General features: G+C 64.9%; 13 protein-coding genes. 2 read left to right on the top strand and 11 right to left on the bottom strand.

What is annotated here, in order from left to right:
• Nucleotides 1–182: 182 nt before the first annotated feature.
• The 4 genes from ACVOK8_RS17855 to ACVOK8_RS17840 all read right to left on the bottom strand — a co-directional run bounded on the left by ACVOK8_RS17855 (nucleotide 183) and on the right by ACVOK8_RS17840 (nucleotide 3,209).
• A complete protein-coding gene (locus ACVOK8_RS17855) occupies nucleotides 183–512 on the bottom strand; it encodes a DUF6172 family protein (RefSeq protein WP_481510765.1) in 330 nt (109 codons plus the stop codon).
• Between the two features lie 79 nt (nucleotides 513–591).
• The gene (locus ACVOK8_RS17850; RefSeq protein WP_481567995.1) at nucleotides 592–1,263 is read right to left on the bottom strand and encodes a class I SAM-dependent methyltransferase; all 672 of its coding nucleotides are present in this window, start codon (nucleotides 1,261–1,263) and stop codon (nucleotides 592–594) included.
• A 23-nt stretch (nucleotides 1,264–1,286) separates the two neighbouring features.
• Nucleotides 1,287–1,910 carry an SGNH/GDSL hydrolase family protein gene (locus ACVOK8_RS17845; RefSeq protein WP_481567994.1) on the bottom strand — a complete coding sequence of 208 codons (624 nt, stop codon included), beginning with the start codon at nucleotides 1,908–1,910 and terminating at the stop codon, nucleotides 1,287–1,289.
• Nucleotides 1,911–1,937: 27 nt separating this feature from the next.
• Nucleotides 1,938–3,209 carry a pyridoxal phosphate-dependent aminotransferase gene (locus ACVOK8_RS17840; RefSeq protein WP_481567993.1) on the bottom strand — a complete coding sequence of 424 codons (1,272 nt, stop codon included), beginning with the start codon at nucleotides 3,207–3,209 and terminating at the stop codon, nucleotides 1,938–1,940.
• A 312-nt stretch (nucleotides 3,210–3,521) separates the two neighbouring features.
• Here ACVOK8_RS17840 and rsgA point away from each other — a divergent pair, with 312 nt between their 5' ends.
• Together rsgA and ACVOK8_RS17830 are read left to right on the top strand one after the other, a co-directional pair.
• Nucleotides 3,522–4,619: a ribosome small subunit-dependent GTPase A gene (rsgA, locus tag ACVOK8_RS17835; protein WP_481567992.1), complete on the top strand. Its 1,098-nt coding sequence runs from the start codon at nucleotides 3,522–3,524 to the stop codon at nucleotides 4,617–4,619.
• A gap of 101 nt (nucleotides 4,620–4,720) precedes the next feature.
• Nucleotides 4,721–5,977 carry a flavohemoglobin expression-modulating QEGLA motif protein gene (locus ACVOK8_RS17830; RefSeq protein WP_481567991.1) on the top strand — a complete coding sequence of 419 codons (1,257 nt, stop codon included), beginning with the start codon at nucleotides 4,721–4,723 and terminating at the stop codon, nucleotides 5,975–5,977.
• Nucleotides 5,978–5,983: 6 nt separating this feature from the next.
• On the opposite strand, the gene ACVOK8_RS17825 is transcribed toward ACVOK8_RS17830, so the two are convergent.
• The 7 genes from ACVOK8_RS17825 to ACVOK8_RS17795 all read right to left on the bottom strand — a co-directional run bounded on the left by ACVOK8_RS17825 (nucleotide 5,984) and on the right by ACVOK8_RS17795 (nucleotide 14,251).
• Nucleotides 5,984–7,225, bottom strand: a complete 1,242-nt coding sequence (locus tag ACVOK8_RS17825) for an FAD-dependent oxidoreductase (protein WP_481567990.1) — start codon at nucleotides 7,223–7,225, stop codon at nucleotides 5,984–5,986.
• A gap of 85 nt (nucleotides 7,226–7,310) precedes the next feature.
• Entirely contained in the window at nucleotides 7,311–8,516 is a 1,206-nt protein-coding gene (gltS, locus tag ACVOK8_RS17820) for a sodium/glutamate symporter (RefSeq protein ID WP_481567989.1), read from the bottom strand.
• 337 nt (nucleotides 8,517–8,853) lie between these two features.
• Nucleotides 8,854–9,252, bottom strand: a complete 399-nt coding sequence (locus tag ACVOK8_RS17815) for a RidA family protein (RefSeq protein WP_481567988.1) — start codon at nucleotides 9,250–9,252, stop codon at nucleotides 8,854–8,856.
• A 33-nt stretch (nucleotides 9,253–9,285) separates the two neighbouring features.
• Nucleotides 9,286–10,725, bottom strand: coding sequence for an N-acyl-D-amino-acid deacylase family protein (locus ACVOK8_RS17810; RefSeq protein ID WP_481567987.1), 1,440 nt, complete (start codon nucleotides 10,723–10,725; stop codon nucleotides 9,286–9,288).
• Between the two features lie 3 nt (nucleotides 10,726–10,728).
• Entirely contained in the window at nucleotides 10,729–11,604 is an 876-nt protein-coding gene (locus tag ACVOK8_RS17805) for a MurR/RpiR family transcriptional regulator (RefSeq protein WP_481567986.1), read from the bottom strand.
• Between the two features lie 2 nt (nucleotides 11,605–11,606).
• Entirely contained in the window at nucleotides 11,607–12,962 is a 1,356-nt protein-coding gene (locus tag ACVOK8_RS17800) for a GntT/GntP/DsdX family permease (RefSeq protein WP_481536888.1), read from the bottom strand.
• 23 nt (nucleotides 12,963–12,985) lie between these two features.
• A complete protein-coding gene (locus ACVOK8_RS17795; RefSeq protein ID WP_481567985.1) occupies nucleotides 12,986–14,251 on the bottom strand; it encodes an amino acid deaminase in 1,266 nt (421 codons plus the stop codon).
• Nucleotides 14,252–14,581: the final 330 nt, after the last annotated feature.

Here is a 14,581-nt window from a genome sequence, read left to right as displayed (position 1 = left end):
CGGCAGAGGCCTTACCGGGAAAGCCCCATGCCGAGCATGGCTCGGCACAACACCGGCATTGCTGGGAAAGCTTCTGCCGAGCATGGCTCGGCACTACACCGGCATTGCCGGGAAAGCTTCTGCCGAGCATGGCTCGGCACTACAACAAGCCCCTTTTGCCTGCGGCCAAGGGGCTTGCGCGATCAATCTTCGAAATCGGTTTCTGCTGCCGGGGCTGCGTCGGCTACCGGGCGCGGGCTGCGCTTGGCCGTCTTGCTCACCACTTCGACGTAGAACTGGGTGTTGCCAGCAGCTACCAGCGCGTCGATTGCGCGGAACAGCTCGTCATATCCCACCGGCTTGGCCGAGGCTTCGTCCACGCCGAGCTTGCTGTCGAAACCCCAGGAATCGGCACCGGCCGGCAGTGCCTTGCCGCGCTCACGCTTGGTGTACTTGCGGATGTCGTGCTTACTGGCTTCCAGCAGGCGGTCGGGGTGCTTGCCTTCGATGGCGAGGCTATAGGTCTTCTTCACGGGAATCTCGTTGCTGCGCCAGCCCGGTTGGGCCGGCAGGGAATGGCACCATTATCGGTGCAAACGGCTTGACCGTGGTTCAACCGCGTTGGGCGACCAGCAGCCAGTTGTTGAATGGGGTGTTGCCGTACAGCGGGGTGAGGCTGACGGTCAGCCCGGCCTGCTGCAAATGGACACGTACAGCGTCCACGTCCAGGTAGTCGCGCGGGCGCGAGCGCATCCAGCCAATCAGGTTGGCGGCGCGGTCGGCCACCCGTGAGACGCCGCTGCGGCGGCTGCCGTCAGCCACGGTCATGCGGATCACCAGTCGTGCATCGGCACTCAACATTGCCGCTGCGCGCTGCAGCAGGCCGGGTTGGGCGGCTGCAGGCAGGTATTGCAGCACGTCGAGAATGGCGACATTGCCCTGATGGGCCGGTAGCGCTGCCAGCAGATCAATGGCGGCGAAGCTGGTGTCGTTCAGGTTGGTGCTGCTGGCGGCGGTGCTGGCGCGTTGGATCTTGGAGGTGTCGCTGTCCACGCCCAGATAGGCCATGCGCTGACCATCCTGGCGTAGTGCATGGGCCAACAGGCCCAGCCCGCAGCCCATGTCGAGCAGTGGCGCGCTGCTGCCGCGCAGCGCGTCGAGCACGCCCGGGTAGAGCGGGTCGCTGCGCAACTTCAGCAAGGCGTAGTAATAGTCGCCGCGATGGCCCCAGAACTGCCGTGGCGCGAAGGCCTGGGCAATCGCGCGCGCCCGTTCGCCGGCCATGGCCGGGGTGGCTTGCGGGCGGTTCAAGCGGCCGATGCTGGCTTGAGCAGCCCGGCCGCGACCGGCAGCGCCAGCTCTGCCCAGCGCCCGTACATGGCAGCCGAAGGATGCAGGCCATCATCGGCCAGCATTTCCACCGTTTCACCACCGTCGCGGCTGGTCGGGGTGATATCGACGAATGCCACGCCGTAATCGCCGCAGCAGGCCTGCGCGGCGGCGTTGAAATCGTCGATTTCGCGGGCAACCTGGGCCGCATCGCGACCGTTCTGCTGCGCGTACGGGGTGAAGCCCCAGTCCGGCGTGGACAGCACCAGCACTCGGCGCGGGTCTTCACCAGCCAGGGCGATCGCGCGCTGCAGCAGTTGTTCGAATTGCTGCCGGTACTCGGCCAGCGGCCGTCCGCGGTATTGGTTGTTGACCCCGATCAGCAGGCTCACCAGTGCGTACGGCCCTTGCGGGGCTTCGGCGTCGATGGCGGCAGCCAGCTCGTCGGTGGTCCAGCCGGTGGTGGCGATGACCTGCGGGTCGTCCAGCACGATGCCTTGTGCGCGTAGCGCGGCGGCGAGCTGGAACGGCCAGGTACCGGCTTGGGCCACGCCCTCACCGATGGTGTAGGAGTCGCCCAGCGCCAGGTAAGACGTGGAAATGGCTGCGGTCTCGCTGATCAAGGCCAATCAGCCCACCGCACTGCGCGGCTTGAGCTGCACAACCTTGGTGACCGCTTCGGCACGCCGGCTGAGCAGCTTGTCGATGCGACCGAAGACCTCGCGCATCACGCTGGCCTCAGGCAACAGGGTCACGCGGAAGTGGTTGCGGTAGGGCACGTTGAAGCTGGAACCGGGCACTACCAGCACGCCTTCTTCTTCCATCAGCTGCAGGGCGAAGTCGTGGTCGTCAAAGCCCTGTGCGGCCGGGCCGACGACTGCCGGGAAGGCATACAGCGCGCCTGATGGCACCACCAGCGACAGATGCTCGCAGGCCTCGCAGGCCTCGATCACCGCGCGGCGGGTTTCGTACAGGCGGCCACCGGGGCTGCACAGTTCGGAAATGGTGTCCGGGCCGTTGACTGCGGCTTCAATGGCGTACTGGCCCGGCACGTTGGCACACAGGCGCAGCGCGCTGAGCAGGTCGAGCGCAGCGCGGAATTCACCCAACTGCTCACCGGCACCCGACAGCAGCATCCAGCCCACGCGCCAACCGCAGGCGCGGTGCACCTTGCTCAGGCCGCTGAAGGTCAGGCAGGGGTGATCGCCGGCCAGTGGTGCGACCGGCTGGAATTGCGTGCCGTCGTACAGGATCTGGTCGTAGATTTCGTCCACCAGCAGCAACAGGTTGTGCTTGCGGGCAATGGCGACGATTTTTTCCAGCAGCTCACGCGGGTAGCTGGCGCCGACTGGGTTGTTCGGGTTGATCAGCACGATGGCGCGGGTGCGCGAGGACACCAGCGCTTCCATCTCCACCGGATCGGGCAGGAAGCCGTTTTCCGGACGGCAGCGGTAATACACCGGGCGGCCGTCGTTGAGGATGGTGGCGGCCGACCACAGCGGGTAATCCGGCGAGGGCACCAGCACTTCATCGCCCGGGTTGAGCAGGGCGCGCAGCGACAGGTCGATCAGCTCGGACACGCCATTGCCCAGGAACACGCGGTCAGCCACGGCATCGGGCGCACCACGACGCGCGTAGGCGGCGGCAATGGCTTCACGTGCGACTGGCAGACCCTGCTGGTGGGTGTAGGGATCCGTACGGCCCATGTCATCGGCGATGGCGTGCTGCAGGTGCGCAGGCGCGCGGAACCCGAACGCGCCGGGGTTGCCGATATTGAGCTTGATGAGCTTGCGGCCCTGGGCCTCCAACTCCCGCGCTCGTCGGGCCAGTTCACCACGGATTTCGTAGCGGACTTCGGACAGGCGTTCACGGGTGGCTAGCGGTTTGGCAGGGCTTGACATTTTCTCAGGGCCATCAAGGGCATGGACATCGCATGGTAGCCGAATTGTTGCGCTGCGGGGCGGGGGTTTGCGGGCCGGTAGCAGGGGGCCTGGAGTGGGGATCGGTTGCAGGTAAAAGCAAGCGTTCAAGCAAGGGCAACGGCACCCCTCCCCAACCCTCCCCTGCGCTACGCGCAAGGGAGGGGGCGTTTGGCTCCCTCCCTTTGCCGCAGGCAAGGGAGGGTTGGGGAGGGAGGCTCTTGATCTGCCTTGGTTCTCGCCCTGACCAAGCCATATTCCCGGCGCCAAGCTCCACCCCGGTAGAATCCCCCAATGACTGATTCCATCGACTTCGATTCGCTGCGCCATATCGGCTGGCCCTGGCCCGGTGCTCCCGAGGACCCGCAATGGCAGGACGCCTTTGCCGCCCACCCGCAGGCGCGCCCGGGGCGGGTGATCGAACAGCACCGTTCCGGCTACGTGGTCGCCGATGCGCCCGATAACAGCCTCAAGACAGAATCGCCACCGGAGTGGCAGCGTCCGCGCTTCCCCAGCCATGAGCGTGCGGCGGTTGGTGATTGGGTGCTGCTGGACGGCAAGCGCATCGTTGCGCTGCTGCCGCGGCATACCTCGATCAAGCGTGGTGCCGCCGGTGAGCACTATCACCAGCAGGTGATCGCGGCCAACATCGATACGGTGTTCATCGTCTGCGGCCTTGATGCTGACTTCAATCCGCGCCGCATCGAGCGTTATCTGCTGCTGGTCGGTGGTGGTGGCGCGTCGCCGGTGGTGGTGCTGACCAAGGCCGACCAGACCGAGTACAGCGAGGACGCGCTGGCGGTGCTGGAAGACCTGGCCGCACAGCAGATTCCGCTGCTGGCGATCAATGGCAAGGACCCGGAAAGCGTCTCCGCCCTGCTGCCGTGGCTGGGCCCGGGCAACACCGTGGTGCTGGTGGGTTCGTCCGGTGCCGGCAAATCCACCTTGACCAACACGCTGTTGGGCGAGGACCGGATGAAGACCAATGAAGTGCGCAGCAATGACTCGCGCGGCCGCCACACCACCACCCATCGTGCGCTGATGCCGCTGCCTTACGGTGCCTGTCTGATTGACACGCCCGGCATGCGTGAGCTCAAGCCGACCGGCGAGGAGACCCTGGCTGAAGGCGGTTTTGCCGATATCGAAGAGCTGACCACGCAATGCAAGTTCCGCGATTGCTCACACCACAGCGAACCGGGTTGCGCAGTGCAGGAAGCCATCGAGCGCGGCGACATCGACGAGAGCCGGCTGGAGAGCTACCTCAAGCTGCGCGAGGAAGTGGCGCAGGCCGCTGCCAAACTTGCCCAGCGTCAGGCTGAGCAGGCCACCGAGCGCAAACACAGCGGGCGCGGTGCGCAATGGCGGCCGATAAACAAAGGCAAGCGGCGCTGATGCGGTTGTGCCTTCGCGGCTTATGGCCCGAGGACACCCAGCGACGCTCCTACAACGAGCTTGATCCCTGCGTTTTGCTATCTGATTTGAACGAGGCAGGCATGGCCGCAGTTGGTACCCACAACGATCCAGCCATCAGCCATCACGCAGCGCTGGATGCGCGGATGGTGGCGGCGGTCAAAGGCATCCGTCTGCTGAGCCTGACCAGCTGGCCGGCCAATACGCAGGCCCCGTTTCTGGAAAGCGTGGCGCGTGGCAACCCGCTGTTGCCGCAGGTGGACTATCCCAAGCTCGACTTCAACGAAACGCGGCGCGAGTTGGCGGCGGTGATGGAAGCGGTGGACGCAAGCCATCCCCTGGGCAGTTACATCCAGGATTCGGCGCGCAGCTGGGATCTGGCCGCCAGCCTGTTGGAAGGCCTGGGCACGCGCGCTGTGGACGACTATTCCACCCAGCTGTTCGGCGTGCCCGAGCAACCGATGCCGGGTAATGGGCCGACCACGCGCGACGCAGCACGGCACTTCATCCAGATCGCGCAGGAACTGGACCACGAGCTGCTGGCGCCGGAAGAACAGGTGCCGGTATCGGCCACAGCCTTGCAGCTGATGCTGCAGAGCGATCTGGATGAATTCTTCGCCGGGCGCATGATCACCGTTGAGCTGGACCCGGAACTGATTGCCAAGGCTGCTGCCGGCGCAACCCGCATCCGTCTGCGTACCCGCGCAACGTTCAGTGCCTACGACCGTGCGCAGCTCTATCACCATGAAGCGCTGGTGCATTCGCTGACCGCGCTCAACGGCCGCGATCAGGTGGTGTTGCCCAGCCTCGCGCTGTCCTCGCCGCGCATCACCGCGACCCAGGAAGGCCTGGCTACGTTTGCCGAGCAGATCACCGGCAGCATCGACATCCAGCGGCTCAAGCGCATCAGCCTGCGTATCGAGGCGATTGCGATGGCGCGCGATGGTGCCGACTTCATCGAAGTATTCAACTACTTCCGCGCTGCCGGGCAGACTGGCGAGGAGAGCTTTTCTTCGGCACAACGCGTGTTCCGTGGCGTGCCTACCAGCGGTGGTTCTGCTTTCACCAAGGACACCGTCTACCTGCGCGGGCTGGTCTCGGTGCACACCTTCTTCCGGCAGATGTTGCGCGATGAAAAGCTGCAGACCTGCCGCTGGTTGTTCGCCGGCAAGATGACGCTGGGCGATGCGGTGGCATTGACGCCGCTGTTCGAGGCTGGTGTATTGGCAGCGCCACGTTGGCTGCCGCAGTGGATCAACCGCGCCAATGGCCTTGCCGGCGCGTTGGCGTTCTCGCTGTTTGCCAACCGCATCCGCATGGACCAGATCAGCGAAACCTGAGTCGGATCAGGGCGTGTCCAACAACTGCTGTACCGCGCGCTCGCCACTGCCCATCGCCAGTGTCCAGCCAAGCATGCCGTGGCCGATGTTGCAGGCCAGGCCATCGCCGAGGTTCTTGATGATCGGCGAGGTCCATGGCGTGACCGGGCGCAGCCCGGCCCAACTGCTTTCAATGTGATCGTAGTCAGCGGCTTCAGGCAGCGAGGCGCGTGCCTGTGCGATCAGTGTTGCCAACCGCGCCGGTTCGGGCGCGGGATTCCAATCGTTGAGATCAGCCAGTCCGGCAACGCGGATGCGCTCGCCAAGGCGGCAGAACACCAGTTTGCGCTTGGTGTCGGTGATGCTGACCCTGGGTGCATTGCTGCCCAACGGTGCGGTGAAGGAATAGCCCTTGATCGACATCACTGGCATGCGCAGGCGCAAGGGTTTGAGCAGGGCAGGGCTGTCGATGCCAGCGCAGACCAGTACGCGCGCTGCCTGTAGCTTGCGGCCGTCGCGGGCCCGCAACTGCCATTGTCCCTCCGCACGGTGCAGTGACTGCGTATCGAAACCAAACCCGGCCTGTACGCCGTACTGCTGCTGCAGCACCTGCAACAAGCCGTGGCTGAAGCGGTAGGGGTCGCCAGCTTCCTCCTCGGGCGAGTAGACGCCGCCAGCCAACCACCGCGCACCGCTGAGTGCCGGTTCGATGGCAGCGGCTTCGGCGGCATCGACCAGTCGTTGCTGCACGCCACTGACGCGTTTGAGCGCGATCATCGCGGCAGCACCCTGCATGCCTTCGACCGAGGGGTACACGTGCAGCTTGCCGGAGATCTCGTGGTCGAAATCGATCGGGTGCTGCTGCAACAGGGCCTGCATGGCAGTGCGCGATTCCAGCGCCAGTTCCAGCGTGGCCAGGGTATTGCGATGCAAGCCGCCGCTGCTGGCCTGCCGCAGGAAAGCCAGACCCCAGCGCAGGAAATCCGGATCCGCCGACCAGCGGGTGCGGAAGGGACCGTTACGGCCGAACGCCATTTCCGGCAGCTGCGCCCAGGTTGTTGGGCCAGCCATCGCGTCGGTGTACGCATAGCTGAGCTGTGCGCCATTTGCGAACGAAGTGCCCAGCGCAGGCCCTGTGTTGCGGTCCAGCAGCAGCACCGAGCAGCCGCGCTTCGCAGCGGCATAGGCAGTGGCCAAACCCACCACCCCAGCGCCGATGACGACCAGGTCATGGCGGGAAGAAAGTTCAGGCGCAGCGTTGGATGTCATCAGAGAAACAGCACGGGGCAGGTGAGGCGGAATTGTCGCGCCAACCCGCGCACAAGGCACGGATATGGCGCACGGAACCGGTAGCTTAGTGCGGCCAGAAGTTGAGGAAGCCGGTGATGATCAGCGCATTGATGAAGTCGATGAAGAACGCGCCCACCAACGGTGCCACCAGGAAGGCGCGCGGCGCCGGCCCGTAGCGCTGTGCCAGCCGCCGCATCACCGCCATCGCGTTGGCGGTGGTGCCGAGCATGAAGCCGATAAAGCCGCCACCCATTACCGCCGCGTCGTAGTCACGGCCCATCAACCAGTAGATCGGCACCGCGAACAGCGCTACCACCGATACCTGGATGATCAGGTTGACCAGCAGCGGCAGGCCCATGCCAGCCAATTCCCAGAGTTTGAGATCCATCAGCGCGATGGCCAGGAACAAGGCCAGGCTGATATTGCCGATCAGGTCAGTGGTCGGTACCGACAGCTTGATCCAGCCGGTGTAGTCATCGATGTTGCGGATCACAGCACCAACCAGCATCGCGCCGATATAGGTCGGCAGGGTCAGGCCGATGCCTTCGAAGCCCTTGCCCACCCAGACGCCCAGCCACATCGCCATCAGCAGAACGACGATGCTCTTGAGCGCGTCGAACTCACGTGCCGACTCGCTGGGGTAGCGCACGGTTACTGCTTCGTCCTCGCCCAGTTGCGAACCGGTCGCCTTCTGGCTGGGATGCTGCACCTTGAAGCGTTGCATCAGCACGGTGATCACCGGGCCGCCAACCAGGCCGCCGCAGATGATGCCGGCCATTGCCGCCGTCACCGCCAGGCTTTCCGCGCCGACCAGACCGGCCTGCTCGAAATGCCCAGCAAAGGCCAGGCCGGTGGCCGGGCCGCCGGTCAGCGTGGCCGAGCCGGCCAGCACGCCGAACATCGGGTTCAGGCCGAACATCTTGGCTACGCTGATGCCGATCAGGTTCTGCAGCACCGCGAAGATGCTGCCGATCAGCAGGAACAGCATCACCTGTTTGCCGCTGACCCGCAGCAGCCGCACGCTGGCGTTGATGCCGAGCGTGGTGAAGAACGCCACCATCAGCGGTGTCTTGAGGGTGGTGTCGAGTGTGAACAGGGTGGTCTGCTGACCATGTGCCCACCATACGGCCAATGCCACCAGCAAGCCGCCAATCACCGGTTCAGGCAGGTTGTAGCGGCGGAAAAACGGGATGGCACGGCACAATGCGTAGCCGGCGAACAGGGTCAAGCCCGCGAAGGCGACCGTCTGTACGGCGTCAAGTTGAATCATAGGGGTGGGGACCTTACACCAGCGAAGGGCGAACTTTGTCGTTCCTTACGCACAATAGCAACCGGGCCTATTGGCACTGGCTGGGCTTTGGCGGCTCTTTTGCAGGAGCGGCGTGAGCCGCGAGGCCAGTAAAGTTGGGGCTTCAGGCGATTTGGCAATTGCAACTGGCAGCTTGCTACCGGGGTGGTCAGCTTCGCGGCTTACGCCGCCACCACAACGGCGTCGGTCAGCACGGTAGTGCCGAGCCATGCTCGGCAGAGGCTTTCTCGATAAAGCACCAGCCGAGCATGGCTCGGCACTACAGTGAAGCGTGCCCCAGCCGGACATTGCGGGTGCATCAGTCGCGCGGCGGACGCTTGTAGGCCACGCAGTCCACTTCCACCTTGCAATCCACCACCATGCGGCTTTCGACGCAGGCGCGGGCCGGCGGGTTTTCGCCGAAGTAATGTTTGAACACGCCATTGAAGGCGTAGAAATCACGGGCGTCGTCCAGCCACACACCGCAGCGCACGACATGCTCGGGGCCGTAGCCGGCTTCTGCCAGAATCTGCAGCACGTTGCCGATGACCACATGCGATTGCTCGGTCACGGTGCCCGCCACCAGCTCGCCGTCGCGCATCGGTACCTGTCCGGATACGAACAGCCAGCCGTCGGCTTCGACCGCGCGCGAGAACGGCATGTGCTGCTTGCCTTGGCCAACGCCGCCTTCGGCGCCATAGCGTTTGATGTCACTCATCGGTATTCCTTATTTGGGTAGAGCGGTAGCAACTCAGGCTGCTGGTGCAGCCTCGGGGCAGACAAAACGGCCGGCGCGGGCAACGACCTGTTTGCCGTCGTAGCTCAGGTAGCCGTTGACCCAGACTGCGTTGATGCCATCGGCAGCGCGGATCGGGTCGTGGAAGCTGGCGGTGTCGCGTACCCGTGCCGGGTCAAACAGCACCAGGTCGGCGTGCCAGCCGGCACGGATGAAGCCGCGCGCGCCCATGGCGAAGCGCGACGCCGGCAGGCCGGTCATCTTGTGCACGGCGGTATGCAGCGGGAACAACTGCTCATCGCGGGCGTAATGGCCGAGCACGCGCGGGAAGGTGCCCCATAGCCGCGGATGCGGGCGCGGATCGCGCGGCAAGCCATCGGAGCCGATCATGGTCAGCGGGTGGGCAAGGATCTGGCGCACGTCGGCTTCGTCCATGCCGTGGTAGACCGCACCGGCGGGTTGCAGGCGGATCGCGGCATCCAGCAGCGACACATTCCAGTCGGCGGCGATCGCCGCCAGCAGGCGACCGCCCTGGCTGGGCTCGGGCTCGGACCAGGTGATCAGGATGTCGAAGGCATCGGTGACCTGTTTCAGGTCCAGGGTCGAGGCGCTGGCGGCGTACGGATAGCAGTCACAGGCGACATCCTGGGTGGCCGAGGCGGCGTGAAGGCTGGCCAGCACCTCGCCACTGCGGCCCCAATTGTCGATGCCGGCGCACTTCAGGTGCGAGACGCGCACCGCTGCCTGCGGCGCGCGTGCGGCATGGAAGGCTTCTTCCATCGCATTGAGGATGCCGCCGAATTCATCGCGCAAGTGGGTGGCATACAGCCCGTTGCGTGGTAACTCGGCAGCCAGCGCATCCACTTCCGCGGACGGCGCGCTGAAGGCCGATGCATAGGCCAGGCCGCTGCTCAGGCCCAATGCGCCGTGCGCGAGGCTGTCGCGTAGCTGCGCGCGCATCGCGTTGATTTCATCCGCGCTGGCAGCGCGGTCCAGCCTGTCCATATGGTTCTGGCGCAAGGCGGTATGACCGACCAGTGCGGCCACATTCACCGCTGGGCCGACACTTTCGACGGCGCTGCGATAGCTGGCGAAATCCGCATAGCGGAAATCCTCGGCATCACCCAGCAGGTTCATCGGGTCCGGCACCTGATCGCGGATCTGCACCGGGCTGGCGCTGATGCCGCAGTTGCCGACCACCACGGTGGTCACGCCCTGCGACAGCTTGCTGAGCATGTCTGGGTTGCGGATCACTTCCAGATCATCATGGGTATGTACGTCGATGAAGCCCGGCGCCAAGGCCAGGCCCTGTGCGTCAACCACATTTGCTGCCGCCGCGTCGCCAAGCTGGCCGACCGCGACGATGCGCCCGGCATTGATGGCCACATCACCCTGCACACCGGCCTGGTCGCTGCCATCGAAGATCAGGGCATTGCGTATCAAGAAATCATGCATGGATCAGTCACCCAGCGGCAGGCGTGAATCACCGCCGCGATGGCGGTCCAACGCCAGCTTGATGCGGCGCAGGTGCTCGTGGTTGGCATTGGCATCGCTGAGTGCGGTGGTGGTGGCGAGCACGTCGATAGCCAGCATCATCGCGTAGCGCGATGCGGAGGGTTTGAACACGAAATCCGTTTCCTCGATCTGGATCGGCAGCAGCCAGTCGCTGCGCTCGGCCAAGGCCGTGCCGGCCTGGGTGATGGCGCCGATGCGGGCGCCGTAAGTGCGGGCGATATCGGTGGCGGAGACGATTTCCGGGGTGATGCCACTGACCGACAACACCAGTACCAGATCTTCCGGACCCAGCGTGGCGCCGATGATCTTCATCATCAGCGCATCGCTGCAGGCCGAGACCGGGCGGCCGAAGCGCACCAGCCGGCTCTGCAGTTCCTGCGCGAATACGGTGGAGCAGCCGCCCAGACCGAAGATGTGGATCATCCGCGCCTTGCACAAGGCGTCGGCCAGTCCCTGCACCACGTCTTCTTTCAGGTTGGCGATGTTGTGGCGCAGGCTTTCCTGGATGTCATCGCAGATCTGCGCGTATAGCGCGGACACCGGCGGCGCGTTCTGCTGTTCCAGGAAACGCTTGCCGACCGCGCTGGCCGAGGCCAGGCGTGCACGTAGTTCGCGTACGTGTTCACAGCCCAACGCCTTGGCGAAGCGCGAAATGGCGGCAGCGCTGACTTCGGCGCGCTCGGCCAGCTCGCTGACCCCGTACTGTGCGGCGGCATCCACGTCGGCGAGGATGGCGGCGGCAATGCGCGCTTCCACCGGGCTGAACTCGTGCTGGCGCTGGCGCAGCTCATAGACGATATCGAACGTATTCTGCGACATGTTCAAAGCACCATGGACAGGGCCATCACCAAGGAAAGGGCGATGACGGAGATAAGGGTTTCGAGCACCGTCCAGGTCTTGAAGGTCTGGGCGACAGTCATGTTGAAGTATTCCTTCACCAGCCAGAAGCCACCGTCATTGACGTGTGACAGCACCACCGAGCCGGCACCCGTGGCGAGCACCAGCAGTTCCGGGTGGGCATAGCCCATAGCCGCGGCAATCGGCGCGACGATACCGGAGGCAGTGGTCATCGCCACGGTTGCCGAGCCGGTGGCGATACGCATCAGCGCGGCCATGGTCCAGCCCATCAGCAGCGGCGACAGCTCGAAGCGCTGCGACAGGCCGATGATTTCCGCCGCCACGCCGGTATGCACGAGGATGCCATTGAGGCCGCCACCGGCACCGACCAGCAAGGTGATCGCCGCCGTCGGTGCCAGGCATTCCTGGGTGAACTTGAGGATCTGCTCGCGGCTGAAGCCGCGCATCAGGCCCAAGGTGATGAAGCTCATCAAGGTCGCCAGCAGCAACGCCACCACCGAGTGGCCGATGAAGCGCAGACCGTGGTTGAGGGGCGAACCGGGTGTTGCGATCTGGTCGGCCCAGCCGCCAAGCAGCATCAGAACTACAGGCAGCAACAAGGTGGCCAAGGTGATGCCGAAGCTGGGCAGCTGCTCGTCGGGAATGCGGCCATGGCCTTCGTCCAGCAGCGCTGCTTCCATCGGGTTGTGCGCGGGTAGCTTGACCCGTGGCGCGACGAACTTGGCGAATATCGGGCCGGCGACGGCGGCGGTCGGCAAACCGATCAACAGGGAATAGAACACGGTGCGGCCGACATCGGCGCCATAGGCATTCACGGCCAACATCGCCGCCGGGTGCGGCGGCACCAGGCCGTGTACCACCGACAAGCCGGCCACCATTGGCAGGCCGACCAGCAGCAGCGGCACGCCGGTGCGACGGGCGACATTGAGCACGATCGGGATCAGCAGCACGAAACCGACTTCGAAGAAGATCGGCAGGCCCACGCAGAAGGCGATCAGCATCATTGCCCAGTGCACGTTCTTGACGCCGAAACGGGCGATCAAAGTGCGCGCGATGCGCTCGGCACCGCCGGACTCGGCCATCATCTTGCCGAGCATGGTGCCCAGCGCGACGATCAGTGCGATATGCCCCAGCGTCTTGCCGACGCCTTGCTCGTAGGCCGGCAGGATCTCCGGCGCCGGCATGCCGGCAAACAGCGCCAGTCCCACTGAAACAAGGGTGACGCTGATAAAGGGATTGAGTCGGAAGCGGGCGATCAGCACGATCAGTGCAAGGATCGACAATGCGGCGTAGATCAACAGCAGATTACCGTCGGTCATGCGTACAGGCTCGATGGAAGCGGTTAGAACTGCGTGGAAACAGCGCCGACGACGCGGTGTGCGTCATCGACCACCAGCAGGTGGCGCCATTTGTCGAAAGTCAGGCAAGGGTGGGAAATATCGAAACAAAGCATGTCGCCCACCTGCAGGTCATCGTCTGTCTGCAGTTCGAGGAAGGCGTGCTGGTCCATCATCGCGGTGACCTTCCAATGTGCGGCGGCGTTGCTCGGCGCCGCGTCGCCGGGGCGATAGTGCAGCGCAGGCACCGGCAAGCCGGCATCGAAGGCAGCATCGCGCTTGCCCAGCGCGATGATTGCCTTGCCCGGCTCTGGGCGTGATTGCACATAAGCCCACAGCCGCAATGCCGGCTGCAGGCTGCTGCCCATCTCACGCGCGACTGGATTGCTGGCATGGATGCGCTCGGCTGCCTGCCGGTAGATACCGACGTCGTGGCTGAGATAGCAGCCCGGGCGCAGCACGATCTGCGCGTCCGCATCGTTGGCGAGCACGGAGAATTCTTCGGCGACCACGTCGAACCAGGCCGAACCGGCGCCGCTGAGGATGGCCGGCAACTGGCGGAAACCACCGTTGGCGCGGATCGCCTGCCACTGCGCAAGGCTGCGCTGCAGCATCGCGCGCACGCCGGCCTCGTCGCCGGCGACACCTTCGTAGACTTCCACGCCGACCAGCGCGACTGCATCCGGCCAACGCGCAATTTCGTCCAGCACGGCCTGCGCCTGTGCGTCATCGCGCACGCCGGTACGGCCGCCGGCCAGGCCAATCTCAAGCAGCACCTTGATATGCTGCCCCCGGGCGCTGAAATAGCTGCCCAGCGCGGCCACATTGGCGGCCGAGTCCACCACGCAGGCGAACCAGAAACCCGGATCACGCTGCTGCAGGGAGGCAATCAGTTCGAAGTTGCCCTTGCCGACCAGCTGGTTGGCCAGCAGTACGCGCCGCACGCCTTCGGTATGTGCGGCGACGGTCTGTGGCGCGGTGGCCAGGGTGATGCCCCAGGCACCGGCATCGAGTTGCATGCGGAACAGCGCCGGGCTCATGGTGGTCTTGCCATGTGGCGCCAGATGGCAGCCATAGGCTTGTGCAAACTGACGCATCCACCGCAGGTTGTGTTGCAGTGCCGAGGCGCTCAGCGCGGCGGCGGGCAGGCTGAGCTGCTCCGCCAGAATCGAAGGTGCGGCGGCTGCGATCGAGGCAGGTGTCCATGGGCCACCGCTGGGGAGGCCCTTGCCGACTAGAATTGCTTCGGAATGAAAGTAATTTTCCTGCACGAATCCTACCTCTTGCCGTGATCACCCAGGATTATGGGTGGCTATTGGGGCGAAGGGTGGAGAATACGTGAAAATTATTTTCTTGTGTGCTTAATGCCTGCCAAGCCGGGGGGGCAGCCGGTTGGGAGGCCGACCCGGCACGCCCAGCGAACGTGCCGCTGTAGCCCAGCATCTGCTCGCGCAGTTCATCACGGCGCTGGTTGGCGGTCCAGTCCGGGCTTCAGTCAGCTGCCGCGCAAGCGATCGGCGTGCTGCCTGCGCTCTAAAAGCGCAACGTAGTGCCGAGGCGTGCTCGGCAGAGGCGTTGCCGGAAGAGCCTCTGCCGAGCAC

The organism is Stenotrophomonas sp. STEN083 (assembly GCF_056759195.1).
This window is presented reverse-complemented; position numbering and strand designations above follow the sequence as displayed.

Bases quoted from the DNA above. Each gene is read 5' to 3' on its own strand.
- ACVOK8_RS17850 (WP_481567995.1), bottom strand. From the start codon at position 1,263: ATGGCCGGCGAACGGGCGCGCGCGATTGCCCAGGCCTTCGCGCCACGG.
- ACVOK8_RS17840 (WP_481567993.1), bottom strand. From the start codon at position 3,209: ATGTCAAGCCCTGCCAAACCGCTAGCCACCCGTGAACGCCTGTCCGAA.
- rsgA (WP_481567992.1), top strand. From the start codon at position 3,522: ATGACTGATTCCATCGACTTCGATTCGCTGCGCCATATCGGCTGGCCC.
- ACVOK8_RS17830 (WP_481567991.1), top strand. From the start codon at position 4,721: ATGGCCGCAGTTGGTACCCACAACGATCCAGCCATCAGCCATCACGCA.
- ACVOK8_RS17825 (WP_481567990.1), bottom strand. From the start codon at position 7,225: ATGACATCCAACGCTGCGCCTGAACTTTCTTCCCGCCATGACCTGGTC.
- gltS (WP_481567989.1), bottom strand. From the start codon at position 8,516: ATGATTCAACTTGACGCCGTACAGACGGTCGCCTTCGCGGGCTTGACC.
- ACVOK8_RS17815 (WP_481567988.1), bottom strand. From the start codon at position 9,252: ATGAGTGACATCAAACGCTATGGCGCCGAAGGCGGCGTTGGCCAAGGC.
- ACVOK8_RS17810 (WP_481567987.1), bottom strand. From the start codon at position 10,725: ATGCATGATTTCTTGATACGCAATGCCCTGATCTTCGATGGCAGCGAC.
- ACVOK8_RS17805 (WP_481567986.1), bottom strand. From the start codon at position 11,604: ATGTCGCAGAATACGTTCGATATCGTCTATGAGCTGCGCCAGCGCCAG.
- ACVOK8_RS17800 (WP_481536888.1), bottom strand. From the start codon at position 12,962: ATGACCGACGGTAATCTGCTGTTGATCTACGCCGCATTGTCGATCCTT.